The 26,152-nt window shown below is 41.3% G+C and carries 17 protein-coding genes; 8 read left to right on the top strand and 9 right to left on the bottom strand.

The window, feature by feature from the left end; translation table 11 throughout:
* The first annotated feature begins 100 nt into the window (after nt 1-100).
* Nucleotides 101-2,920: a PD40 domain-containing protein gene (locus tag HY063_10340; GenBank protein ID MBI3502184.1), complete on the top strand. Its 2,820-nt coding sequence runs from the start codon at nt 101-103 to the stop codon at nt 2,918-2,920.
* A gap of 59 nt (nt 2,921-2,979) precedes the next feature.
* On the opposite strand, the gene HY063_10345 is transcribed toward HY063_10340, so the two are convergent.
* From HY063_10345 to HY063_10365, 5 genes are read right to left on the bottom strand one after another with little or no spacing between them, the layout of a single operon-like run.
* Complete coding sequence (locus HY063_10345; GenBank protein MBI3502185.1) at nt 2,980-4,215, bottom strand: class I SAM-dependent methyltransferase; 1,236 nt, start codon at nt 4,213-4,215, stop codon at nt 2,980-2,982.
* A gap of 5 nt (nt 4,216-4,220) precedes the next feature.
* The gene (locus HY063_10350) at nt 4,221-6,188 is read right to left on the bottom strand and encodes a SpoIIE family protein phosphatase (GenBank protein MBI3502186.1); all 1,968 of its coding nucleotides are present in this window, start codon (nt 6,186-6,188) and stop codon (nt 4,221-4,223) included.
* A gap of 9 nt (nt 6,189-6,197) precedes the next feature.
* Complete coding sequence (locus HY063_10355) at nt 6,198-7,007, bottom strand: DUF1365 domain-containing protein (protein MBI3502187.1); 810 nt, start codon at nt 7,005-7,007, stop codon at nt 6,198-6,200.
* Nucleotides 7,004-8,263 carry an FAD-dependent oxidoreductase gene (locus HY063_10360; protein ID MBI3502188.1) on the bottom strand — a complete coding sequence of 420 codons (1,260 nt, stop codon included), beginning with the start codon at nt 8,261-8,263 and terminating at the stop codon, nt 7,004-7,006. The genes HY063_10355 and HY063_10360 overlap by 4 nt, the downstream gene beginning before the upstream one ends.
* Complete coding sequence (locus HY063_10365; GenBank protein ID MBI3502189.1) at nt 8,260-9,288, bottom strand: class I SAM-dependent methyltransferase; 1,029 nt, start codon at nt 9,286-9,288, stop codon at nt 8,260-8,262. The genes HY063_10360 and HY063_10365 overlap by 4 nt, the downstream gene beginning before the upstream one ends.
* Between HY063_10365 and HY063_10370 the strand changes: the two genes are divergently transcribed.
* The 5 genes from HY063_10370 to HY063_10390 all read left to right on the top strand — a co-directional run bounded on the left by HY063_10370 (nt 9,287) and on the right by HY063_10390 (nt 15,300).
* Nucleotides 9,287-10,108, top strand: coding sequence for a DUF1295 domain-containing protein (locus tag HY063_10370; GenBank protein MBI3502190.1), 822 nt, complete (start codon nt 9,287-9,289; stop codon nt 10,106-10,108). The two genes, HY063_10365 and HY063_10370, sit on opposite strands and share 2 nt — an antisense overlap.
* A gap of 117 nt (nt 10,109-10,225) precedes the next feature.
* Nucleotides 10,226-11,461, top strand: a complete 1,236-nt coding sequence (locus tag HY063_10375; GenBank protein MBI3502191.1) for a T9SS type A sorting domain-containing protein — start codon at nt 10,226-10,228, stop codon at nt 11,459-11,461.
* Nucleotides 11,433-12,695, top strand: a complete 1,263-nt coding sequence (locus tag HY063_10380) for a T9SS type A sorting domain-containing protein (GenBank protein ID MBI3502192.1) — start codon at nt 11,433-11,435, stop codon at nt 12,693-12,695. The genes HY063_10375 and HY063_10380 overlap by 29 nt, the downstream gene beginning before the upstream one ends.
* The gene (locus tag HY063_10385; GenBank protein ID MBI3502193.1) at nt 12,696-13,907 is read left to right on the top strand and encodes a T9SS type A sorting domain-containing protein; all 1,212 of its coding nucleotides are present in this window, start codon (nt 12,696-12,698) and stop codon (nt 13,905-13,907) included.
* 19 nt (nt 13,908-13,926) lie between these two features.
* On the top strand, nt 13,927-15,300 hold the full coding sequence (locus HY063_10390) for an MFS transporter (protein MBI3502194.1): 1,374 nt from the start codon (nt 13,927-13,929) through the stop codon (nt 15,298-15,300).
* Nucleotides 15,301-15,329: 29 nt separating this feature from the next.
* On the opposite strand, the gene HY063_10395 is transcribed toward HY063_10390, so the two are convergent.
* The 3 genes from HY063_10395 to HY063_10405 all read right to left on the bottom strand — a co-directional run bounded on the left by HY063_10395 (nt 15,330) and on the right by HY063_10405 (nt 18,547).
* The gene (locus HY063_10395) at nt 15,330-16,328 is read right to left on the bottom strand and encodes a YncE family protein (GenBank protein MBI3502195.1); all 999 of its coding nucleotides are present in this window, start codon (nt 16,326-16,328) and stop codon (nt 15,330-15,332) included.
* A gap of 9 nt (nt 16,329-16,337) precedes the next feature.
* On the bottom strand, nt 16,338-17,693 hold the full coding sequence (locus HY063_10400; GenBank protein MBI3502196.1) for a BamA/TamA family outer membrane protein: 1,356 nt from the start codon (nt 17,691-17,693) through the stop codon (nt 16,338-16,340).
* Between the two features lie 65 nt (nt 17,694-17,758).
* A complete protein-coding gene (locus tag HY063_10405; GenBank protein MBI3502197.1) occupies nt 17,759-18,547 on the bottom strand; it encodes a hypothetical protein in 789 nt (262 codons plus the stop codon).
* Nucleotides 18,548-18,724: 177 nt separating this feature from the next.
* Here HY063_10405 and HY063_10410 point away from each other — a divergent pair, with 177 nt between their 5' ends.
* On the top strand, nt 18,725-21,367 hold the full coding sequence (locus tag HY063_10410; GenBank protein ID MBI3502198.1) for a T9SS type A sorting domain-containing protein: 2,643 nt from the start codon (nt 18,725-18,727) through the stop codon (nt 21,365-21,367).
* A gap of 53 nt (nt 21,368-21,420) precedes the next feature.
* On the opposite strand, the gene HY063_10415 is transcribed toward HY063_10410, so the two are convergent.
* The gene (locus tag HY063_10415) at nt 21,421-22,953 is read right to left on the bottom strand and encodes a hypothetical protein (GenBank protein ID MBI3502199.1); all 1,533 of its coding nucleotides are present in this window, start codon (nt 22,951-22,953) and stop codon (nt 21,421-21,423) included.
* 250 nt (nt 22,954-23,203) lie between these two features.
* Here HY063_10415 and HY063_10420 point away from each other — a divergent pair, with 250 nt between their 5' ends.
* Nucleotides 23,204-26,146: a T9SS type A sorting domain-containing protein gene (locus HY063_10420; GenBank protein MBI3502200.1), complete on the top strand. Its 2,943-nt coding sequence runs from the start codon at nt 23,204-23,206 to the stop codon at nt 26,144-26,146.
* Nucleotides 26,147-26,152: the final 6 nt, after the last annotated feature.

Raw genomic sequence — 26,152 nt, forward strand, 5'->3', positions numbered from 1 at the left:
CAATATTTCATAAATTTTCAGAATTTCCGAACAAGTAATTATTACATTTGTGACCGCTTTACTACGCATAAAATACTTCATGGTTACAAAAACTTTTCAAATGAAAAAATACTTCCTTATTTCGTTTTCTTTCGCCTCCATTTTATTATTTGCCGGAGACGAAAAAAATTCTTCCACTTCTCCTTCTCCAATTGCAACCATGACAGAAGACGGCAACGCACTTCTCAAAAAAGGGCAGTTCAGCGCGGCAATGGCGGTTTGGCAAAAAGTTCTGGAAGCAGAACCGGATAACGCCAACGCAAATTTCAAAATGGGAATGTGCTGGTACAATTCCATTGACGAATCTCCCAAAGCGCTTCCTTATTTAAAGAAGGCATCGAAAAAAATTTCCGACAAATACGATTTCTTTTCTCCTGCTGAAAAAAATGCTCCGGCAGATGTGTTTTATTTTTTGGGTGAAACATATCTTGCTTCCGATTTACCCGACAGCGCGCTGTGGATGTTTTTCCAGTACGAAGATAAATTCAACGGCAATCCCCCCATACCGGTTGACCGACAAATCAGAAATTGCATCAACGCGAAAAATTCCAAAAAGAATCCGCGCGATGTGAGCATGAAAAATCCGGGCAAGAATGTGAATTCGTCTTTCGCGGAAACAAATCCTGTTCTAACCATAGATAATTCCGTAATGTTTTTCGCTTCGCGAAGAGTTGCGAAGGATGCGAACAAGCAAGTGAGCAACGTGACTGGAAAATTCGATAAAGATATTTACTACACCTTCAAAGATAAAAGCGGAAAATGGGAGCCGGCAATTCCGTTCAAGTGGAATACCGCTCAAGACGAAGCGCCACTTTATATTTCTCCTGATGGTCTGACTTTATATTTCTGTAAAGATGTAAAAGGACAATCAGATATTTTTTCAAGCAACTATGTAGATAAAGTTTGGAGCAATCCAAAACCCGTTTCTGAAATTAATTCTTCCGCGAACGAAACGGGCGTTTCAATTTCTGCAGATGGAAAATATTTATACTTCTGTTCAGACAGAGAAGGTGGAAACGGAAAGTTCGACATTTATCAATGCGTAAAAGTTGGAACGAAATGGAGCGCGCCAAAAAATTTAGGAACTGCGCTCAACACTTCCTTCTCCGAAATTTCCCCCTATATAAATCCCAACGGCAAAACTTTATTCTTTGCTTCCAACGGCTACCGCGATGGAATGGGCGGCTACGATATTTTTTATTCCGAACTGAAAGACGATGGAACATGGACACATCCCGCCAACATGGGTTTTCCCGTCAACACCACGCGCGATGATATTGACTATTACATCACGGGCGGAGGAAACCGTTACTACGCAACCGTGCGTGAAGACAAAGACAGTTACGACATTTTCAAAATTGAAGGAGGCGGATTTCCCGTTGAAAATATTGAATCGGGCGGAATGGTAACGCTCACGCAGGAGATGAATGTATCCGATGTGGTGGAAGTTCAGAAGACCGTGGAGAAAGAAGTGGAAGTGGTGGAAACTGTTGAAACCACTGTGGAAGTAATTAAGGAAGTGGAAAAAGTGGATGTGGAAAAAGAAAAACGGCAAATGGATTCGATGATGGTGCTTGCGAAAAAAGAAGCGGGACTTGAAAAGCAGCAGTTCGAAATTGAAAAAGCAAAATACGAAGCGCAGAAAGCGCAGGCGCATGCCGATAGTTTGAAAGCCATTGCCGATATGAAAACTGCCGATGCAAACAAAGCAAAAGCGGAAGCCGATGCAAAAAAATCTGACGCTGACAAAGCCAAAGCCGATGCCGACAAAGCAAAATCAGATGCAGTAATTTCTGCTTCTGAAGCCGCGAAAGCAAAAGCCGATGCTACCATTGCTGCAGCGCAAAAAGCAAAGGATGATGCCGCGGCTGCCAAAGCAAATGCCGATGCAAAACTTTCTGAAGCTAACAAGGCCAAAGCCGATGCGGCAACAGCTGCTGCAGAAGCCGCGAAAGTAAAAGCCGAAGCTGATAAGCAAAAAGCAGCAGCAGCAGCAGCAGAGGCAGCAACAGCCAAAGCAGCAGCGGAACAAAAAAATAATGAACTGAAAATTCAATTGGCAGAAGCAGAGAAGCCGAAGAACGAAGCCGCGAAAGCAAAAGCCGATGCCGACAAAGCGAAAGCGGAAGCCGATAAATTAAAAGCGCAGGAAACAATTGCCGCTGCCGCGAAATCAAAAACGGATGCGGTGATTGCTGCCTCTGAAAAAGCAAAAGCGGATGCCGATGCCGCAAAGTCAAAAGCCGAAATTGCTTCCGCGGAAAAAGCGAAAGCTGATGCAGCGAAAGCTGATGCTGCCGCGAAAGCCGCGCAGGCAGCAGCCGATGCAAAAAATGCCGATGCAGCAAAAGCAAAAGCGCAGGCAGAAATTGCTTCTGCGGAAAAAGCAAAAGCCGATGCCGCAAAAGCCGATGCAGTTGCGAAGACAGCGCAAGCCGCAGCCGATAAATCAAAAGCAGATGCGGATTCGAAAAAAGCAATTTCCGATGCTGCCGCTGCCGACAAAGCAAAAGCAGATGCTGCCAAAGCCGATGCCGCTGCAAAAATTGCGCAGGCTTCCGCTGATAAAGCCAAAGCAGATGCGGACAAAGCAACTGCAGTTGCCGAAAAAGCAAAAGCCGATGCGGACGCTAAAAAAGCGGATGCCGATAAATTAAAAGCGCAGGCAGATATTTCTGCTGCGGAAAAAGCAAAAGCGGACGCAGCCAAAACTCAGGCGGCCGCTGAGAAAGCGAAAGCAGATGCGGAAAAAGCAAAAGCGGACGCAGAAGCAAAAAAAGCGCAGGCGGAAATTATCAAAGCACAACAACCGCAACCGCAGAAAACAAATTCCGGAAATAAAACAGGAGGAGCAAAACCAAATCCGAAAGGAGAAAAATAATTGCTGAATTTATTAAAGAGAAAGGAGGGAGTGACATTCCTCCTTTTTTATTTTAGAAATCAGTGGAGCAGGTTATTCGGGCGCGTGTAAATCATCTGCATCACATTAATATTTCTCATTGAGAAAGCTGCTTCGCAATAAGAAAAATAATAATTCCACTTGCGGATGAATTTTTCATCGAAGCCAAGTTTTTTTATTTCAGAAATGTTTTTGTTGAACTGTTCGCGCCAGATGGAAAGTGTTTTCGCATAATCCAAACCGAATTCTTTCAAATCAACCAGCGATAAATCTCCGGTGGAATTTATTGCGCGGTTAATTCTTCCAACCGATGGAAGAAGCGAACCGGGAAAAATATATTTCTGAATCCAGTCCACGCCTTTGCGAAAACTTTCATAGCGGGAATCAGGGCAGGTAATTACCTGCAGAGCAAGAATTCCGTTCTTCTTTAACAACTCATGGCATTTTTTGAAATATACATCGAGAAATTTATCTCCGACCGCTTCGAGCATTTCGATGGAAATTATTTTATCGTACTGCCCTTCCAGTTTTCTATAATCAAGTAATTCTATTTTTATTTTATCGGAAAGATTTTCCTGCGTAACTTTTTCTTGTGCGAATTTTAATTGTTCTTCAGAAATTGTAATGGAGTTTACTTTGCATCCATAATTCTTCGCCATGAAAATAGCGTTGCCTCCCCATCCGCTTCCGATTTCCAAAACATGGTCAGATGATTTTAGTTTCAGTTGCTCGCAAAGCCGTTTGTATTTTTCTAATTGCGCCAGCTGTAAATTTATTCCCTCTTCTTTAAAATAGGCGGAAGAGTAGGTCATTGTCGGGTCAAGAAATAATTTGAAAAAATCATTATTCAAATCATAATGCTCTGAAATATTTTTTTTGGAACCGTTCAGATCGTTTGCATTTTTCCAATGAGAAATTTTATTCCAAAATTTTAAAAGATTAAGCGCAAATGTTTTTGTTCGACTTCCGGAAAGCCCCGGTGCATTTTCAATGTTGAGCAAAAACCATTTTATGACATTGGAAATATTATCTGTTTCCCAATCCCCATCCACATACGATTCGCCAAAGCCGATATCTCCAAACAAAACACAGCGTTTGAAAAAAATTTCATTTCGGATTTCTATGTTCGCTGAAATAGTTCCTTCTCCGTTACCAAGCGCAAATAATTCGCCAGAGGGAAGGGAGATGCCTAATCTTCCCTTGTCCATTTTCGCGAGCATCTCCAGGACGATGGATTCGTAAAAAGATTTTTTTCGTGTGAGTGCGAGGGTGTTCATTTGATTTAAACTCTTATTCCAATCACAAGCATATCGTCAATCTGTTCTAAACTGCCTTTCCACTTTTTAAAAGTGTCAAAGAGAATCTCTTCCTGTTTCACCATCGGTTCATTCTGAATGGAGAGAAGAACTTCCTGAAGTTGTTTGTATTTGAATTTTTTTCCTTTGGGCCCACCAAACTGGTCGGCATAGCCATCGGAGAAAATATAAAGAGTATCGCCTTTGTGCAAATTTATTTTTTGGTTGGTGAACGGAAGACCTTTGCCGAGATAATATCCAATCGGGCGTTTGTCGGCAAGGTATTCTTCCATTTTATAAGTGCCGTTTTCTTTTCTGAGCAGGAGCAGCGGATTATAGGCGCCCGCAAATTCCACCGCGTTGTTTTTGTCATCAAACGAAAGCAGCGCAATGTCCATTCCGTCTTTTGTTGCGCCTTCTTTGCCGCTCTGCTTGAGCGCGCGGATAATATTAAAGCGGAGTTCGCTCAGAATTTCCGAGGGCTGCGTGATGCCCCGTTGGTTTACAATCTCATTGAGAAAAGCATTTCCGAGCATGCTCATGAAACCGCCCGGCACTCCATGGCCGGTGCAATCAACTGCGGCAATAATGCGCTTTCCGTTTTTTTCAGCGAACCAGTAAAAATCACCGCTCACCACATCTTTTGGCTGAAACAAAACAAACGCATCAGGAAAAAGTTTGTACTTGATTTCCTTGGCGGGAAGAATGGCTTCCTGAATGTTTTTTGCATAGTTGATGGAATCGGTTATGTCTTTGTTTTTTTCTGCTATGATTAAATTTTTAGCCATAAGTTCTTCATTGGTTTTTTTCTTTGCCTTGTAGCGTTTGTAAATTACAAATGCAATACTGGCAAGCGCAAGAAAAATAATTATGCAGACAATCTCTGTCCAGAATTGTTTTAGTTCGGTTAGTTCTTTTTCTTGTTTTGTAAGGGCATCTTTTTTGTCTTCTTCAAGTTTTGTTACTTTCTCCTGCTTTTCAATTTCATATTTTGCCTGAATTGCCATTGCTGTATTAACATTTTGATTCTTTATTAAAGAATCATTTATTTTCTGGAAACGATATGCATTTTTGTAATCCTCCAATGATTCAAATGCAATTCTAATTGGGTCTACCACCTCTGTTATTAATTCGCCAATGTTTTTTTTGTTTGCGTATTCAAAAGATGATAATAATAATGGTAATGCCTGTTTATTTTCCCCTTGGTTTAAAAATATTTTACCTTTTATGGCATTTGTCCAATTATGACCAAACTGATAATTATTGTTTAGATAATAACATGAATCTGATTTGCTGCAATAATAAAAAGCAGAATCAAATTCCCTTTTATTAATAAATAATTCTGCTACATTTATATAATCAACATCAGGACATTTTCCATTTTTCAATTTCAATGTTATGGCTTTATTATAATAATATAGTGCCGAATCAAATTTCATTTCATCTTGATAAACAAGACCCATCGTTCCCCAATTATATGGCAGCATATCATAATATTTTTGTTTTTCATTTATTGAAATTGCTTTTTTAAGATACTCTATGGATTTCTCATTGTTCTGCACACTACTATAAACCTGACCAAGCCTGAAGTACGAATTTGAAATTCCTTTAATGTCGTTTATTTCTTCTCTTATTTTTAATGAAGTATAAAATTTTTCTGCTGCTTTAGAATAATCAATATTCTGAAACAAATAATAACGTCCTTCAAGTACATTGGCGTCTCCAATGGCTTTTTTATAATTAATTCTTCCTGATAGATTAATTGCGCTGTCGCAATAGAATACCAATTTGTCACTATTAAATTCCTCCTTCGCTACCTGCAATAGAATTTTAATTTTATTTGTGTCAACTTTTTCTTTTGCAAGAAGTGTTAGCAGGGAGTCAATTTTATTTTGTTGCCCCAAGCAAGAGCAACTAATAGCAAAAAATAAACTGTAGGAAATTATTTTTCTCATCAAGAAATATTATTTGTAAGACCTGTATACTTCCCGCTGCAAATCTATATGCGAATTCTTTTTGTGGTATGGAATTTTTTTCAACCATAGCTTGAACGCATTCCAGTGAATCAAAGATATGATTTGTAAAGTTATAAACGGGAAGCGGATGGCGTACCAGAATAATCTTGAATTGGTAAGTTCTTTTCTTGTGCCCGTGAGTGTAGTGATGATTATTTTATTATTGTCTTTTGCAAGTGTATCAATTTTTATATTCAGTTTTTCATCAGGAATTCCAATATTAAAATCGAACTGTGTATCCATATCTGTAAAAGGAGAAACGTAAAAGTGCTTTGTGGTGTTGAGATGGAATTTCTTACCGTAAAAGTTTTCTTTGCTGAGGAAGAATGGTTTCATTTCCCTGTAAGTGTTGCTGATTTCAACAACACAAGACCTCACCTCCAACCCCTCTCCTTGAGAAGGAGAGGGGAGTATGAAGTAAAACGAAACAGGATTGAACTGGTATCCGAATGTGCAGAGGTTTGTAAGAAGAAATATTTTTTCATTTTTCAATTCAATTCCGTTTTGTTTCAGGTAATCTCTGATATGTTCTTTAGTTGATTTTGTTTTATCGGGATTTTCTTTTGGCAGTTGCAGATGGTCTTTGTCGCGGAAGTTGAAAACATTAAAACGATTCCTGCTGATGAAGAAAAACTTTTTTGCGAGAACATCAATTTCATCCCAATCAATATAGAACATGAACACATTGTAATGAAATCGGTGTTGCTTCGGTTCAAAGCGATGGTGCATTACTTGCGCTCTGTATAAACAGGAATTCATAATACTTTTTTTCCAGTTAATTGCTCGCATAAATTTACAGATGACAACAATGCGTCCTCATGAAAGCCATATCTGAAATAACTTCCGCAAAAATACAGCGGACCGCTTTCGTTTAATTTTGGTAATTCTTTTTGTGCTTTCACGGCTTCCAAATCAAACAGCGGGTGAGTGTATTCAATTGTCTTGATTATTTTTTTCTTATCAATATTTTCTTCGCTATTAATATTCACAAAATAATTTTTCTTTTCCGAAACTTGTTGAAGTGAATTCATCCAGTAAATTGTAGAAGGCATTAAAGTATTATTCTTTTCTTCTATTCTGTAGTTCCAGCTTGACCATGCGCGTTTTGTTTTAGGCATTACGCTTTCATCTGTGTGAAGCGTTGCAATATTTTTCTGGTACTTAAATTTGCTCAGCAATCTTTTTTCTTCTTCTGTTGGATTTGAAATCATTTTTAAAGATTCATCTCCGTGAGAGGCAAAAATTACTTTATCAAATATTTTTTCTCCATTCTTTGAAATTACTTTTGCTTTATTATTTTCTCTTTCAACTTTCACGACAGGATTATTAACTTCAATTTTTTCTTTGAAAGGTTTGATAAAGATATCACGGTAGGTTTTGCTTCCGTTTTCTACTGTGTACCACTGGTGCTGTGTATTCAGTCCGAGGAAACCGTGATTGAAAAAAAATCTTACGAGCGTTTGTGCCGGGAAGTTGACCATTAAATCCATCGGAGTGCTCCACACGGCAGAACACATCGGTATTAAATATTTCCAGAGCATGTCTTGGCTATAATCTTCTTCCTTTATATATGTACTCAATGAATAATTATCGTACTTAGGATTATCAAGAATTTTTATACTCTCACTGTTGAAGCTGGAAATTTGTTTCAGCATTTTTATATATCGAGAACTGAAAATATTTTTCCGTTGCGCAAATAATCCGTTTAGTCCCGAACCGCAATATTCCAGTCCGCTCGGCACATGCTGAACGGAAAACGACATGGAAGTTTTTTTCGTGGGAACTTTTAATTCAGAAAAAAGTTTTGTTAAAAGCGGATACGTAACGTGATTAAAAACCATGAAGCCCGTGTCAATGAAAATTTCTTTTCCATCTTCATCAATAGTGATTGTATTTGTGTGTCCGCCTACATAATCATTCTTCTCGTAAATCGTCAAATCAAATTTATGCCGGAGAAAATGTGCGCAAGACATTCCCGCGATTCCTGTTCCGATTATAGCGAGCGACTCTTTCATTTTTTCCTGAAGAGATAATGACAAACCATCCACTCGTTTCCATTGTTAAATCCCCAGAGTTCAGCGCAAGCCATGAAGAAAATTCTCCAGTAGACAAACCATTTCAAAGCATTTTCTTTTCCATATGTATTTCCAAAAATGGAAATGATTTCTTTTTTATTCGAATCCATATTTTTCAGCCAGGCTTCTGAAGTTTTTGAATAATGGGTTCCGTTTACAATCCAGAAATTCTCTTTCACTAAATGCTCGTCAAAATAAAAAAGCAAATCATTGTTTGGCATTATTCCTCCTGTGAAAAAGTATTTGCTCATCCAATCCGATTCATCTTTTATTTCAAACTTGTAAGCAGATTTTTTGTGAGTGAAAATATGCACGAACAATTTTCCATCCTCTTTCAGCCAGTTTGAAATTCTTTTCATCAGTTCGTGATAATTCCTCATATGTTCAAACATTTCCACGGAAATAACTCGGTCAAATTTCTTATCGCCAGAAAAATGATTCATATCCGCTGTAATAATGGTAAGATTTGAAATGTTTCTCTTCTTTGCTTCATTGTCAATATAAATTTTCTGTGTGCGTGAATTGGAAACTGAAGTTATATTGCTCTTCGGAAATTTTTCCGCTATGAATAACGATAGCGAACCCCATCCGCAGCCGAGTTCAAGAATTTCCATTCCGTCTTTTAATTCTGCTCGCTCGCAGGTTAATTCGAGCATGTCGCACTCGGCAGTATTTAAATCAGAAACTCCTTCCTTATAATAACAGGAACTGTATTTCAAATGTTTTCCTAAAACAAGTTTGTAAAATTCTGTCGGCACTTCGTAATGCTGTTCATTTGCGGAATTAGTTTCAACAGCAATGGGAGAATTTTTCAGTTCGTCAATTAATTCAAGCAAATATTTTTTATTTGCTTCTGCGCTTCCTTTATTTTCTTCATAAAGCCGCTGCTGAAGCAATTGCCGAATCTTCCAGCAAATCAATGAATCGGGAATGATATTTTTCTCTAGAAGAAAATTTAAAACCATGACTGGTGAAACTAACTATTTTCTTCTCATCTTTGCTGAAACTTATTTCATGCAACATATATTAATTGACAGCGCCATCGGTATTCTTTCATTCATTCTTGTTGTCTACGCCATAGCGCAATTTATCAAAGACAACAGCATCGTGGATATTGCCTGGGGAATCGGTTTCATCATTGCCACCTCCATTTCTTTTCTCGAGTCGAATAAATTTTTTGTACAAAATCTTCTGGCGAATTCGTTGGTTGTTATATGGGGATTGCGACTTGCGATTTATATTTTCGTTCGCCATCACGGAAAACCAGAAGACTATCGTTATAAAGAAATGCGCGACAGTTGGGGAAAAAATGTTCTGCTGATGGGATTCTTGAAAGTTTTTTTTCCGCAGGCAATCGTGATGTACATAATTGCTTTTCCGATTCTGGTGGTGAATTCTTTTCCGCACAATGAAATTCAAATCACGGATATTGCAGGTGGAATCATCTGGCTCATCGGATTTTTCTTTGAAGCCGTTGGCGATATGCAAATGTTCAACTATAAAAAAAATCCGGCAAATAAAGGAAAAGTGATGCGCTACGGTTTATGGAAATTTACCCGCCACCCGAATTATTTTGGAGAAGCAACTATGTGGTGGGGAATTTTTCTGATTGCGATTCCTTCCGGTTACTGGTATCTCTCGCTTCTCAGTCCAATTGTAATTACACTCCTTATTATAAAAGTAACGGGCGTTGAACTGCTCGAAAAAAAATATAAAGACAATGTGGAATATCAGGATTACAATCGCAAAACAAATTCATTTTTCCCCGGGCTTCCGAAAAAATAATTTCAGAATTTCTACAGAATCATTCTTCACATTCGCAGTTGAAAACTAATTTATCTTGACAAATAATCGTTTTCTCTTCGGAAAAAATTTTACATTTGAAAAATCATTCAACAAAAAATGAATCTCTTTACAAAACTTTTCTTTTTACATTTTCTTTTTTCCGTTGTCGCTCTGAGTGAATTGGAAGGGCAGCAATACATCTGGACGCAGAAAGCATCTTTGCCTGCAGCTGCGCGCCATCGCTGCGCGGTGCTGAACATTGGCGGGCGCGCATATCTCGGGCTCGGGCATTACAACGTGATGGGCGATGTGCTCTTCGATGACTGGTGGGAATATGACCCGGGAACAAATTCATGGACGCAGAAAGCAAATTTTGGCGGAGGAAAACGTTTAGGCCCTGCTTACTTCACCATCGGAAATAAAGGTTATGTCGGAACAGGAAGAGACATCACCGGGACAAACTACAATGACTTGTGGGAATATGACCCGATGACAAACAAGTGGACACAAAAAGCTTCGTTTGCAGGTTCCGCCAGAAGGATGGCAGTTGGATTTCCCATAGGCAACAAAGGATATATTGGAACAGGCGAAGGTCCTACCAACTATCTCGCAAGTTTATGGGAGTACGACCCTTCCACAAATTCCTGGACACAAAAGGCATCCTATCCTCCGGGCGGAAGATTTGCTGCGACAGGTTTTTCCATAGGGAACAAAGGATATTTGGGAACAGGAGAAGATAACACCGGAAATTCCAGCAATGATTTTTATGAATATGACCCCGCCACAAATGTCTGGACGCTAAAAGCAAATGTTCCCGGAGTTGCACGCGAAGCCGCCTGCGGATTTTCTTACAACGGAAAAGGATACATCGGCACAGGTGAAGATTATCAGAGCGGAAATTCGCAAAGCGATTTTTATGAATATGACCCGACAACAAATTCCTGGGATACGATTGCAAATTTTGCCGGCACTGCCCGCAGATACATGGTGGGAGTTTCACTCGGCACAAGAGCATATGCGGGAACGGGAACCAGCGGAAATAATTTTAACGACTGGTGGGAATACGGAAATCTTTCAGCGGTTGATGAATTGAATCCGGAAGACAGGGTTTCAATTTTTCCAAATCCTTTCTCCGAAAGCGCTGCACTGCGAATTACTAATCCTGGCGAATTGCAAATAGAAAAATTACAGATAAAAGTTTTTGATAACACAGGAAAAGAAATTCTTCCACTTATAATTCGTAATGCGGATTCATTCGTAATTCGCAGAGGAGACATTGCCGCAGGAATTTATTTTCTCCGGTTGATTTCAGAAAACAAAATCATTGCAACTAAAAAATTTATTATTCAGTGAGAATTTTCAAAACGATATTGATTTTATTTCTTTCGCTTTTTTTTGCGAAAAGTTTTTCTCAGAACACCTGGAAAAAAGTTGCCGCTTTCGCAGGAAGCAAGCGCGAGCGCTCGGTTGGATTTGCATAGCGAACAAAGGATATATCGGCATAGGACAGGATACAGCAAACAATATGCTGAATGATTTCTGGGAATACGATACAACCTTCAATGCATGGACGCAACTTGCAGATTTTGGCGGAGTGGCAAGGCGCGATGCAGTTGGATTTTCCATCGGAAGCAAAGGATATATCGGAACCGGAATTGATAATTACGATTCGAATTTCGGAAATCAACTCAGCGATTTTTGGGAATATGATCCCGCTTCGAATGTGTGGACGCAGCGCGCAAACTTCCCCGGAAATTTTGGCGGAGGAGTTTACAAGGCAACCGGTTTTGAAGCGGGCGGAATGGGATACATCTGCGGAGGGCAGGTGGGTTCTTCTTCTTACAGCAACGAGTTGTGGCAATACAATCCGTCAACCAATATGTGGCTGCAGCGCGCAAACTTTCCTCCGGGTGACCGCTTCGGCTTGACAAGTTTTTCCATTAACGGAAAAGGATATGTGGGAACAGGCGCTGACTATAATTTAATGAACAACGATTTATGGGAATACAATCCATCAGGCGACACATGGGCGCAGAAAAATAATTTGCCCGCTTCGCAGCGAATGTACTGCACGGGTTTTGCCATCGGCACCAAAGGATACATTGCGCTCGGCACCGATGGCGGCAGCCGCACCGATTTATTTGAATACAATCCGTCCACAAATTCCTGGGCGGTGCGCTCGGCTTATCCGGGTGCGGCAAGAAAATCAACTCCGGCATTTACCATAGGCAACGAAGCGTTTGTGGGAACCGGCAGCAGCGATGCGGGCGACCGGAAAGACATGTATGTGTATTCTCCGCTGGTTCCCGCTGCCGTTGAAGAAATTTCACAGGAGAATTTGGTTTCTGTTTTTCCGAATCCTTTTGCTGAAACGGCAACACTGCGAATTACGAACCTTCACGCATTACGAATAGAAAAAATTCAAATTACATTTTTCAATTTAGCAGGAGAAGAAGTTCAGCCATTCGTAATTCGTAATTCGGATTCATTCGTAATTCGCAGGAATAATTTGAGAGCAGGAATTTATTTGTATAAAGTATCGGATGAGAAAAAAATAATCGGCACAGGGAAAATAATTGTTGAGTAAATGAAATTCAGAAATAATAGTTTCATTTTTTTTCTTTGTGTTGTTACTCTGAGTTCAGCGCAGCAAAATACCTGGACAAAAAAAGCCGACTTCACGGGAACAGAAAGAACTTCCGCAGTTGGATTTGCAATTGACACGAACGGCTACATCGGCACGGGCTATGACACTGCCGACTTCAAACGGAATTTTTACTCGTGGAATCAGAATAATAATTTATGGAGAAAAATTTCCGGCATCGGAGGCGCAAGTGGTTCAGGTCTTTCGCGCGACATGGCGGTTTGCTTTGTGGTGAATTCAAAAGCGTACGTGGGAACGGGACAGGGGCTTGCGTGGTACATGAATGATTTCTGGATGTATGACCCCGTTGCAAATGCCTGGACGCAGGTTGCAGATTTCATGGGCAGTGCACGAAGAGGCGCGGTGGGTTTTTCCATCGGCAGCAAAGGATATGCGGGCCTCGGGCTTGACCAGAACGGATTGCGAAATGATTTTTTTGAATACGACCCTGCTGCAAATCTCTGGACAGCCAAAGCAAATTTTCCAAACACACCGCGGCAACTCGCTGTGGGATTTTCCATTGGCGCGAAAGGATATGTGGGCACAGGCGATGACGGAATTCTGAAAAATGATTTCTGGGAATTTGACCCCGCAGCGAACACATGGATTCCGAAAGCGAATTTTTCCGGCACCCCGCGCAGAAGCGCTTGCGCGTTTGTAATTGACTCCATTGCGTTTGTCGGAACCGGCTATGACAACACGCTGAATTATAAAAATGATTTCTGGAAATATTCTCCCGCCACCGATTCATGGACGCAGATTGCAAACTTTGGCGGAACTCCGCGCGCCAATGCCGTTGCGTTTTCTGTCGGCTCATTCGGCTATGTGGGCACGGGCTACGATGGATTTATGCGGGGAGATTTTTGGGAATACAGCCCCGTGCTTGCCGTGGAAGAACTCGAACCGCAGATTTCCGTGAGTGTTTTTCCGAACCCGTTTGCTGAAAGCGCAACTCTGCGAATTACGAATGGAAACCGAATTGCGAATTACGAATTTAAACTATATGACATAAATGGAAAAAAAATTTCTCCTGAAATTATTCGTACTTCGGATTCATTCGTAATTCGCAGGGGTGGCATTGCCGCAGGAATTTATTTTTACGAAATCACTTTCAGGAATAAAATTCTTCACAGTGGAAAATTAATCACGCGCTGATTTTCTCTATCTTGCGCGAATGGAAAATTTTTCCGGGGAAAAACTTCCCTTCTCCAAACAAATTGCGTACGCCTGCGGAATGCTCGGCTGGAGCATTCTCACGAACATAATCGGAGTTATGCTCGTTTATTTTTATTTGCCGCCATCCACTTCCGGATTGGTGAATCTTTTATCTCAAACTTTAATTTTCGGGGTACTGAATCTTGCTGCGGCAATCACGGGCGCTGGAAGATTGTTCGATGCGTTTTACGACCCGTTCATCGGGCAACTCAGCGACCGAAGTAAAAATCCGAAGGGAAGAAGAATTCCGTTTATGAAATTTGCGATTGTTCCCGCCATGATTTTTTGTTCGCTTGTGTATTTGCCTATGACAAATCACGAAAGTATTTCGAACGCATTGTGGCTGACGATTGTTTTGATTCTGTTTTTTGTTTCTGCCACCACTTATATTATTCCGTACAATGCGATGCTTCCTGAAATGGCGCATACTTCGGAAGAAAAAGTGCGGCTCTCCACGTTTCAGCAGGCGGGATTTGTCTTCGGAATTATTATTTCTTCTGCAATCAATAATATTGCCGGTGTATTTCAACATATTTTTTCTTTTGAGGAACGGATTTCAGCCGTTCAGTTTTCTATTGTAGGATTGAGTATTCTCGGAGGAATTTTTATGGCCGTTCCTGTTTTTGCGATTGATGAAAAAAAATATTGCAAAGGGAAACCATCGCAGCTTTCTATTCTTCCTGCCATGAAACAAACATTCCGGAATAAAAATTTCATTTATTATATCACTGCCGATTTCTCCTGGTACATGGCGCTGTATATCATCGTGAGCGGCTTGCTTTATTTTCTCACCGTGCTGTGCGGGGGAAAAGAAGAAGAAGGATTTTACCTGATGGCAACCATGGTGCTGTGCTCGCTTTTATTTTATCCGTTCATTACTATTTTCGCCAATAAAACAGGAAAGAAAAAAATAGTGCTGTTTTCTTTTGCGCTGATGTCGGGAGTTTTTCTCTTGGTATATTACCTTGGGAAACTACCTCTTCCACCGAAAACTCAAATGTACATGCTTGCCATTTTTGCTTCGCTTCCATTGGCTACGCTCGGAATTTTACCTCCCGCCATTCTTGCCGAGATTGCAGAAGAGGATGCGAAAACCTCCGGTGAAAACCGCGAGGGGCTTTACTTTGCGGTGAAATATTTTTTCGTGAAACTCGGGCAAACATTCGGCATGGGGTTGTTTGCTTTTCTTACGCTCTATGGAAAAGACCCCGGCAATGATTTTGGTTTGCGGCTAAACGGCATCTGCGGGTTTGTGTTATGCGTGATTGCGTTTGTTGTTTTCTCAAATTTCAGAGAAGATAAAAACGTTAGCGGCAGAGTAGAAAATAAATAATTGTTTTCGATTTCATTTGCCACCTAAAATTATTTTACCGAATAAATCATTAATTGCGCCTCTCTGTTCGTCCCCGATGGTGAAGCAAGGAAAATTTGTTTGAGTTCAGGAATGAAAAGTGAAGTCCGCGCTCCTGAATGGGAAGAAATTTTTCCGCTTGCCAGATAATTATTTACATCGGTTTGTTTTATAATATCAATGTAGCCGCCACCGCAACTCAGATAAATTTCTTTGGTTGTGTTGTTGTAAAAAATATCATCCACATCGTTATCAATATCCAAGGAAGAATTTATTTTTCCTGTTTGTGTGTCCAACACCAACATCTTTGCAGGATGACGGCAGCCAATGAACAAGCGGTGGTTGGTTTCATCCAGCGCCATAGGGAAATTTGATTTTGCTTCTGTCATTTTCCATTGAGCAATGACGGAATTATTTTTCAAATCAATTACCTCAATCAAATTCGCATCGGGGACATTGACATATATTTTATTTACTGATTTATCTATCTGAAACGATTCGGGATGACCGGATAATTTTATGTCTTCGGTTTGTTTGAAGGTGATTGCATCAATTATTGCAATTGCGCCTTTTTCATAGCCGACAAAAATTTTTTGAGAAGCGGAATCGTAGCGGACATTATCCGCATCGCCTGACAGCGTAACGGAATGAGTTTGTTGATAATTATCAGCATCAACTGCAACACAATTTCCATTTCCGCCATTGGCAATAAAGATTGAATTGTTTTCAGGGATATAAATAATTCCCTGCGGTTCATCCATGTCTTTGATACTATGAATGACTTCTCCTTTTTTCAAATCAACTACTTCAACGGTATTGTTACTGAGAGCGGCAACGTAAGCAATTTGCTTTTTAAGATTGATTGCAATGTGGTCAATTCTTCCTGAAACATTCGGAAGCGAAATAGTTTTTTCCAGTTTCAGCAAATCGGATTCGGGTTGTGCTGTGGAACAATTCAGAAGAAATAAATCCGAAAAAATTCCTGCTGTAAGTAATAAATATTTTTTCATTTTTTATTTTTAAAAAGGTTGAACCAATGCGAAGAAAAATTGTTTGTCTTCTTTTGAAACGGCAAAGTCAAAACGCAAAGTTGTATTTTCATTCCATCCGATTCTCAGGCCAAGCCCTTCGGAGAAGCGAAAATTTTCCGTATGAGAAATTCTATCCAAACTATTCCACACACCGCCTACATCAAAAAACGGAACCGCGCTGAAGGAAAAATGCTGTTTGAGTTTATCCAACTGCCAGAAGCGCGTGCGGAATTCCACATTCGTAAATTCCATTACGGGCGCAACGAAACGGCTTTGCTTGAATCCGCGCAGCGTTTCCGAACCGCCCAGTCCTTCAATTGTTTTCTCCGAACTTTCTTCATCCTGAAATTCAAAAAAAGGCGCGTTGCCGATAGTATAGCCGATTCCCGTAGTGGTGGCGAAGACACACTTCCTGAAAATCTTCTGAAGAATTTTATGGTAGTAATTGAAGTGCAGAAAAGTTTTGTAGAAATCGAAGTCAGAACCGAGCGCTTTCAACGAGACCTCATTCATATACTCTGCAAAAATTCCGTTGGAGGGGTCGGTTTCCAAATCGCGCGTGTCGTAAATCAATCCCGCCTGCAGCAGCGGAACGGTGTTTCTTCCGTAGCCCAGAATTTTTCCTGCAAGCGCATGACGGTGCAGCAATGAATTTTCATTCAGCGGACTTGTATAATTAGAATACGAAAGTTCATAACCGAAGAGGAGCCGCGCTTTTCCCTCGAGGAAACTTCTTTCCATAATCAAATTCAGAATGGCTTCTTCTTTCTGATAGGTGTTGTAAAAATTTTTTTCTCCCGAAAGAGAATTTTCATACGCGGTGTAGGAAGCATTGTTCACCAGCGATTGTGTGGTGTCGCCATTCGGAAAATAACTCAGCGGCTTGAGCGATTCTTCCGTAATTCCGAAGTAAAGCCAGTTCGGGTCCACTTCATAACCCAACTCACCGTGAAATCTCCATTTCGTATTGAAGAGATATGGAATTTCCGTCTCCAATCTTATTTCGCGCTGCGAACGAGTGGTGTAAAATACGATGAGATTAACCACTGCGCGGTAAGGCGTGTAAGCGAAAAAAGGATCGGTGTGTTTGCCGTTAAAAAATAATTGCGCTTCCACTCCCGCGCCCAAACCATTGAGCGGGTCGGAACTTAAATCGGGAACGCCTGTGATGTAGGGTCCTTCTTTTTTGCTGGCAAGGTCTTCGTCCGATAATTTTTTTTCATCGGCAATGGCGAAAGGAAGCCTGCCTGCCGGCAAGGCAGGTGTAACGGAATCTTTTTGCGCGGAAGAGTCCGATGCGAACAGGAAACTATTCAATGCAATAAACAGAAGGATTCTTTTCATGTGAAAGAACAAAAGTAAATTCTATTTCTGAAGAAACGTTGGAGAAAAAACACTGCAAAATTTCCCTAACTCACTTTCCCCCTGAATACCATTCCGATTCCCAGCCGCAGTTTCACATACACGAGCGAAAACTCAGCGAGGTTGTTAATGCCCACCACGTTCGCAACAAAATTCACATTCGGATTATGCGTGCTGCTGATGTCAATGTTGTTATCGTTCCAGAAAGAACCATAAGGGCTGAACGCAGCGCCCACCGTTATTCCGTAATTCCCGTTGAAGATTTTTCCGATGGCATTGCTTGAATTCATGAGCGCGGAAGCATCGGGGATGGCGTGCGGCATGTAATCAAAACCGAGCGAGCCATCGAGCATGTAAAAATTATTTGTTGCCGACACATCGTTCACAGGCGTTCCTTCCAGGTGAGAATGAATGCCCGCGCTGCCGAAATCAATTCCGAGAGAAGGATTGATTATAATATGCTTTCCGGCAGGAAACATGTAGCCGTAACCTATTTTGATGAAACTTCCCGTGGTGGTGGTGCGGGAATTATCCAGAACCAGATTGCGCTTGAGAAAAAAATTAAAATCAAAATCCAGCACCGAGTTGTGAAGGATGATGGGAAAGCGCATGTTCCACGAAGGAAAATCATTTGCAGCCGAGGCGTAACCGCTGGCATTGAGAACCGAATTGATGGAATGAAGCGAAGCCGGATTCATGTACGAATAGCCGGGACCGAATTCCATGCGGAAGCCGCCAATATGGCTGCGCTTCGTTTCTTCCTGCGAAAATAATTTTGGTGAAGCGAAAGCGGTGATGAAAGCAATAAAAAGAAAGCCGTAAAATTTTGTTTGCACGATGTTTTGTTTTCACAGAACAAACCAAAAAACATACCAAAAAAATTCCCGCGCAGGATTTCTGTTGTTTTTTTTCTTACGGCTTACCACTTATCAAAAAAATCCGACCACTTACTAATTTGTTGAAACATTTGGCAATTCATGCCGTACCTTTGGACATAACAATAATTTGCATTCATGAAAAAACTTTACTCTCTTCTCCTCGTCCTGCCCGCCTTTGTTTGTGTTCAGGCACAAAATGGATTGGGCATTTACAAAATGCCGGCCGGCTACACCATCAATCAGGTCCGGTTTAAAAATGCACTTGCCGTTGACAAGAATAACAATGAGTGGATTGCTTTCAAAAGCATTGGTGCTGCAAAGTTTGACGGAACCAACTGGACAGTGTACAGTAAAAGCAATTCCGGCATTCCATCTGATACCGTAAATGCGCTGGCGGTAGATGCAGGCAATTCAATATGGCTCGGAACAAATGCAGGCGTGGCAAAATTTAATGGCAGCAACTGGACGGTTTACAACAAAAGCAATTCGGGTATTGCAAGCGATACGGTGATTGCCGTTGCTGTGAACGGAAATTCTGTTTATGCAGGAACACGCAGAGGAGTTTCTGTTTTTAATGGCAGCAGTTGGACTACTTATTCCGTTTCCAATTCCGGCATTGTAGGCGATACAGTGAATGCAATTGAGTTTGCAGGAAGTTCAGTTTATTTTGGAACAACGCGCGGGCTTTCCCAACTTTCGGGCAGCAACTGGACGACTTACAATGCTTCCAATTCGGGATTGAAAAATAATATCATTCTTTCTTTTTATTACGATGGAAGCAACTTGTGGTTTGGCACAAACGGAGGCATTCATCAATATTCCGGAGGCATTATCACTCCGCTTGATTCCTTGTATTCTATTGCCCCTTTTCAATTCCCCGCAGGAATTTCTATTACCAAAGGTTTCCAGGGCGGAATTTTATTTGACTGGGACGGAGTTAACCTTGCTGAATTTATTCCTTCTTCAGCGCAGTTAAAAATTTATTATTTGCCAAATACATTTTCTTCCGGTGCGGCATCGCGGTTGTTTCAAAAAGACGCTTCAGGCGTTCTTTGGTTTGTGAATCGAATCGGAGCCGATACCAACAGGGTTAAATTATTCTCTTTCGATTTTTCAAATTATGTTACGCCTGCTCCGGGCTGCTACACTATTACTCCCGATAATTTAAAACTGCTCGACATTAATCAAGTGAGCGCAGCCGTTCTGAACCGCGGTGACCTGCACTGGAATCCAATGCAACAATCTCACGGGTTATATGAAGTTCCCAAAGGGAGCGGTACGGATGCAGTATATGCTTCCGCAATATGGTTTGGCGGGCTTGATTCAGGAGGGCAACTGCATTTATCGGGACAGGAATACAGAAACGCGGGCTGCGATTTATACCCGGGACCCATCGGTGTTTCCAATCCTTCCGCGTATGATAAAATCTGGAAGTTAGACAGGTACAAAGTAGAAGAGTTCAAATATTACTGGGCGAAAGGCGATGTGCAGAACGGAACTTACATACCTGACCAAAGCATTTTAACCTGGCCCGCCATTAACGATACGAGTTACGCGCCTTTTGTAGATATAAACGCAAACGGAATTTATGACCCGCTCACCGGTGGCGATTATCCGAAAATAAAAGGCGACCAGTGCCTCTATTTTATTATGAACGACAGCGGAGTGCATGGCGAAACCGGTTGTTTGCCTATGAATGTGGAGATTCATGCTATGGCGTATGCTTTCACCTGCCCGCAACTTGCAGACAGCGAGCAAACACTCAACTATACTACGTTATATCACTATGAGTTTTTTAATAAGAGCGCGAACGTATATAATAAAACTTATTTCGGTTATTGGCAGGATGTGGATTTGGGTTGCGCCACCAATGATTATGTGGGCTGTTATCCTGCGGGAAACTATGGTTACTATTATAATGGCGATTCGATAGACCTTTCATGCTCGGGAGAATTAGGCTATGGCTATCCTCCTCCTCCAATACTCAGCACTGTAATTTTAAACGGTGCATTGGCAGATGCTAACGACAGCATTGACAATGACAATGACGGAACCATTGATGAAGCGGGAGAAAAAAACCTGATGACAGATTACTCCTATTTTATTAATGGGGCTGCGTATCCTATGCGTGACCCTGCAAGTTGTGTGGAATTTTATAATTATATGGAATCCCGATGGGAAGACAGTACTGCTTTTACCTATGGAGGCAATGGTTATAATGGCGGCAGCGGCACACCAACCCGTTTTGTTTTTCCTTCTTTTCCCTGGGACACCGGCTGGTCGGAAGTTACAGCAGGCAATACGCCCGGTGACCGCAGGGGTTTAATCGGCTCCGGTCCGTTTACATTTAACCCAGCGCAAAGAGTGGATTATGACTTTGCGATTGTATGGACGCGCGATACCACGCTGCCGTTTATGTCAAAAGCAATCTTTGATAAAAACCTGCGCGATACAAAAAAAATACAGGAGTGGTTTGCGAAAGATAGTTTTCCTTCCTGCCTTAACCTGAGCAATCTCGGAATTCAGGAAACAAGCAATAGCGCAGATGATATTTTAATTTACCCGAATCCGTCTGAGGGAAAGTTCACGATTTACAATTCAAAGCTGAATGTTGAGAGAATAGAGATTTATAATTTGTTGGGAGAAAAAATTTATTCTTCAACTCCGAACGCTAAACTCCAAACCATAAACCTGAGCGCAGCGAGTGGAATTTATTTCCTCACTATAAAAACTGAGCAAGGAACAGCAAATAAAAAAATAATCATCTCCGCAGAATGAACTCGTCTCCGATATATCGGAGCGGTGCCGTACTTTTGTCGGACAGCAAATGACTATTGAATGACGGTTGCTTGTTTTGATTTCTCCCTCACCGTTTCTGTAAAAGTGCGGTTTTGGATTTTGCTTTCGAGCCAGTTTCTAAAATCAAAATATTCGTACGCAGTTTTAAGAGCCGGCTCATCGGCAGAAGCGGACAATTCTTTTTGAAGAAGAGAAAATATTTCTTTATGCCGCTGCGTATCCTCTGTTCTGGAAATTTTACGAAACGATTTCAGCATTAGTTTTTCCAAACCGTACAGGCGGTTTCGTTTTGAAAGAAAACGCTCGGAAGATTGAATGGCATACGGGAGCATATCAAGGTTGCCGATTTCGAAATGCACAATCAGATTTAAAATGCGCGCCATGCTGTGAAGGTCTTCGCGCGAAGAATCGGTATCGTTCAGTATTTTATTCAGCCAGCGGAGCGCATCCGAAAATTTTCCTGCCATGAAAAAAATATAAAAAGTGTTATGATACAGCACGAGCAAATGTTCGCGCGGAATTTTATTTTTGAATTTCGCCAGTCCTTCTTCCAGTTGCGGAATGGCCGGCAGTGCTTTTTCGGGTTCGCCAATAGTTGTATAGAGGTAAAATTCGAGCATGAACGAGCGTGAAAAAATCCGGACACGTGTGTACTCCGAACGCGCATGCAGGTGGCGGATTTTCAGAATGCAGGCAAGCGCTTCATCGTATTTTTTAAAGTACAAACAAGCCGCAACCAAATTGTTAAGCAAACCGATGTAAGGATTTATTTTTTCTCCGATAATTTTTTTATCGCTCTCCATCATTTCCAGATGCTTTCTGCACCATTTGTAAAGATTTTTCCAGTCCTGGAGGACGAAACAAAAAATTTCATTTGTGAAAAAATAATTTATGCGCGATTCAATGGTGCGCGGTTTCGATTTGGAAACCCGTGAAAGTATTTTCTTTAATTTGCTTCGCTGTGTTGTGCTGTGCAAATGCCCCGTTTTCGCAGAGGAAAAAAACATTTCCCCATAAACACGCCAATAATCATTGTCGCTCTGAATGGTTTCAAGCGTTCGCTTTTCTTCTTCATACAGATGATTTATTTTTTCAAGCGAGTGGGTGCCGCCTGCCGCTGCGTTGATGATTTTTTTCTCCCAATAAAAAACTTCAGGAAGAAGATGAAACAATTCATGGTGATAAGCAATTTGTTTTGCACGATGGATAAGTTTGGTGCATTGCGAATAAAGCCCTTTCTCAAAAAGGATTTCTGTCTGGCGGAAAATATTTTTCAGTTGAGCAGAAACGGAATTGTCGGAATGAAAAGCAGTGAGTGCTTTTAAAATCAGCCGGTAGAGATAACTTTTCAAATCAGGCAATTGCTTTTTGCCAAAGCGCTTTTGCTCGCGCAAAATGTCTTTCTCATCATACGCATCCTGCCTGACAATGGAATCAAATAATGATGCGTATTTATTCTGTCTGCCAATGGTGTGTCGGGATGCATAAAGTTTGAAATATCGTTTTTCCGACTGGCTGAGAGATTTTATGAGTTGAAACAGTTCTTGTGAATTAATTCTTGACATCCGATATAATTAGTTAATTGTTAATAGTTAATTGTTCATCATTTGAAAGAAAATTCTAAAATTAAAGATATAAAATAATATGTTTCTATTTCGCATATTCGCAGAGATTTATTATTCATACAATTTTGACTTCCGATAAAACAGAATATTTGATTTTCCCTCTTGATAAATAGTGTGGATATTTGTATATTGAAAAGGTATGTTTAAAGAGCAACATAATTCAGAAAGTTCCGTAGAACCCAATATAGTCATGTGGAAATTCTTTTTTACAACGGCTCCCTCTGCGCAAAGTAAAGCGTACAACCGTTTTGTTGGCGGGATGATAGCGCTCACGCTTGTCATTATTGCTTTGCTTGTTGTGTTTTCTTTTACTGCTAAGGCGCAAACTTCCCAATATGCTTCTTCTGTAATAGGTTATTCCACCCAGTACTCTACTCCGAGTTGGGCAGCAATTCAAGCAACAGGCGCTCCAAATGTAGCCGGCTGTGCTGACAACGCAAATGCATGGGCAAGCGCTACGGCTGATGGTCAGCGGGAATTTTTAGTACTTGGATTTACAACTGCCCAGCAGGTTGACCAGATTATTGTTTACGAAAGTTATGCTGCGGGAGCAGTAGATACCGTATGGCTGAGAAACTCTTCAACGGGCGCATGGAATAATGTATGGAGCACTACGGCTGCATCAGCAGCATGCCCCCGTTCGCTCACTATTAATATTACCGCCACTACCTATAGTGTGGATGCTATCCGCATTGCATCCAATTCACCTGCTGTTGCAAACTGGAACGAAATAGATGGAGTGCAAATATCGGTAACCCTCCCTATGACTTATACTTCGAGCACCACTACGCAGAACAATACAGCATTGGTAGGAGTCAACACTACTAATAATGAAGTCCTCGGCATACAAATTGTAACTTCTGGAAGCACTTCACCGCTAAGTGCAACCAGTTTTTCTTTGAATACAACAGGAACCACTGCTCCCGCAACAGATATCACCAATGCAAAAATTTGGTATACCGGAACAAGCAATTCGTTTGCCGCTACTTCTCAATTCGGCTCCACAGTGCTTGCACCGAATGGTTCTTTTACCTTCACAGGAAGTCAAACATTATCTACAGGAACAAATTATTTCTGGCTCAGTTATGATATTCCCGCAGGAGCAACAGTAAATAATTTTATTGACGGAGAATGCACATCGCTTACCGTAACTACTCCACACACTCCCACTGTTACCGCTCCTGCCGGCAACAGACAAATTTCTCCGATAGCTCCGCCTACTTTTCAATGTTCAACAACCAACTGGGGAAGTTGCGGAACTGGTCCCTATAAAATTGACAAACCCTCGTGCACCACAACCAATGATTTGATGATTGCGCACTTCACTTATGTTTACAATACGGGCGATGCAGGCATTACTCCTCCTGCAGGATGGACGCAAATTTTTCTAACCAATACTTCTTCGTCTCCTACGATGACCGCTTTCTATAAAATTGCTACATCCTCAGAACCGGCTTCCTATTCTTTTTCCGGAACTTCAAACGGAGCCGACCAGAGCATGGGAATTTTAATTTACAGAGGCGTTGATACTTCTGACCCGATTGAATCCTTTGGCGCAGCAGCAACTTCGGGCACCAGCCACACTACGCCTTGCATCACCGCCACCACCGACCAGGCAATGATTGTTGCATTGTTTGGTTTGGCTGCCTGCAATGTTTGTCCTACCAATTACAACTGTGCAAACAGCAGCGGAGGAGGCAATACCACCAATGCATGGACTCCTCCTGCCGGAATGACGGAACGATACGATTATGGCGGAGTGCAAAATGCGGGAAGAGCGCATTCGGGAAATGATGTGGTGCAGGCAGCAAAAGGATGTGTTCAGAAAACAGCAACTTCCTACGCTTCTGCAAGTGGAGTATCTGCAATTATTGCTTTGCGCCCTTCCGGAGTGAGCAATTATTACAGCACACTTTACAAGGGAAACGATATTGAATTTATGAATGTATCGCAGACATCTGTTTCGCTCAACAGGCCGGGCACGGTAAAGCAAAATGATTTAATGGCGGTGCATCTTTCTGCTGCTAACACGGTAACCGGTTCGGGCGCAACTCCTCCGGCAGGATGGACATTGATTCGCTTTGACCTTGAAGCAAGCGGCATCGGCTCGTGGCTGTATTACAAAATTGCAGGTGTATCCGAAGCATCTACTTATACTTTTTCTGTTTCATCGGGAATAAATCTTATGGGAAATATTATGGCTTATTCGGGAATCAATACCACAACGCCTTTGCAAACCTCCGCAGGCGCATCGGTTCCTTCGGGAACTTCTTATACAACTCCATCCATCACCACTACTTCCGACAGCGAACTTGTAATTGCTTTCTACACCTCGTATCAACAAACTTCTTTCACGCCCAATGCAAATACGAATGAGCGCTATGATTACAATAATGCGCAGAACCATTGGAAAACAATTTCGGCAGATGATTTTATTTTATCTCCGACAGGAGCAACTGGTTCTGTAACTGCAACAGCATCTTCCGCTGCTGTGGGCTTGGCACAAATTGTTGCCTTCAACCGCAATGCCGGAAAAGTTCCGGGAAGTTGCTGCGGATTTATAACTTCATCCACGCTGCCGATTGAACTTATTTCTTTTTCTGCTTCGTGCAGAGATGACAAAACGGTTTTACTCGAATGGGCAACCGCAACAGAAATCAATAATGATTACTTCACCATTGAAAGAAGCACGGACGGAAAAAACTTTGAAGCGATTGGAAAAATAAAAGGAGCAGGTAATTCTTCCGCCATCCGCAAGTATGAATTCACCGATATTGAACCGCCACTATCTACTGCCGTTGCCTACTATAGATTAAAGCAAACCGATTACGATGGCAAGTATGAATATTTTAATTCTGCTTCTGTTCACTGTCTGCCTCAGGATGGATTTCTGATTTATCCCAATCCGGCAAATGATAATGTAACGATAGAAATTAATTTATCAGAAGAAACAAATCTCAGCATTACTTTCTTAAATTTACTTGGACAAAATCTTTTAATGCGCTCTGAATTTATTTCAAAGGGAACGCATACACTTAATTTTTCTTTGAAAGAATTTCCGGCAGGAGTTTATGCGGTTGAAATTGTTAGCGGAAAAACAAAAACATACCAGCGAATAATCATTTCTAAATAAAATCCA

The organism is Bacteroidota bacterium, assembly GCA_016195025.1.
GTDB lineage: Bacteria > Bacteroidota > Bacteroidia > Palsa-948 > Palsa-948 > Palsa-948.

Coding starts and splice junctions, on each gene's coding strand:
- HY063_10340 (MBI3502184.1), top strand. CDS start 101: ATGAAAAAATACTTCCTTATTTCGTTTTCTTTCGCCTCCATTTTATTA.
- HY063_10345 (MBI3502185.1), bottom strand. CDS start 4,215: ATGAACACCCTCGCACTCACACGAAAAAAATCTTTTTACGAATCCATC.
- HY063_10350 (MBI3502186.1), bottom strand. CDS start 6,188: ATGAGAAAAATAATTTCCTACAGTTTATTTTTTGCTATTAGTTGCTCT.
- HY063_10355 (MBI3502187.1), bottom strand. CDS start 7,007: ATGAATTCCTGTTTATACAGAGCGCAAGTAATGCACCATCGCTTTGAA.
- HY063_10360 (MBI3502188.1), bottom strand. CDS start 8,263: ATGAAAGAGTCGCTCGCTATAATCGGAACAGGAATCGCGGGAATGTCT.
- HY063_10370 (MBI3502190.1), top strand. CDS start 9,287: ATGACTGGTGAAACTAACTATTTTCTTCTCATCTTTGCTGAAACTTAT.
- HY063_10365 (MBI3502189.1), bottom strand. CDS start 9,288: ATGGTTTTAAATTTTCTTCTAGAGAAAAATATCATTCCCGATTCATTG.
- HY063_10375 (MBI3502191.1), top strand. CDS start 10,226: ATGAATCTCTTTACAAAACTTTTCTTTTTACATTTTCTTTTTTCCGTT.
- HY063_10385 (MBI3502193.1), top strand. CDS start 12,696: ATGAAATTCAGAAATAATAGTTTCATTTTTTTTCTTTGTGTTGTTACT.
- HY063_10390 (MBI3502194.1), top strand. CDS start 13,927: ATGGAAAATTTTTCCGGGGAAAAACTTCCCTTCTCCAAACAAATTGCG.
- HY063_10395 (MBI3502195.1), bottom strand. CDS start 16,328: ATGAAAAAATATTTATTACTTACAGCAGGAATTTTTTCGGATTTATTT.
- HY063_10400 (MBI3502196.1), bottom strand. CDS start 17,693: ATGAAAAGAATCCTTCTGTTTATTGCATTGAATAGTTTCCTGTTCGCA.
- HY063_10410 (MBI3502198.1), top strand. CDS start 18,725: ATGAAAAAACTTTACTCTCTTCTCCTCGTCCTGCCCGCCTTTGTTTGT.
- HY063_10415 (MBI3502199.1), bottom strand. CDS start 22,953: ATGTCAAGAATTAATTCACAAGAACTGTTTCAACTCATAAAATCTCTC.
- HY063_10420 (MBI3502200.1), top strand. CDS start 23,204: ATGTGGAAATTCTTTTTTACAACGGCTCCCTCTGCGCAAAGTAAAGCG.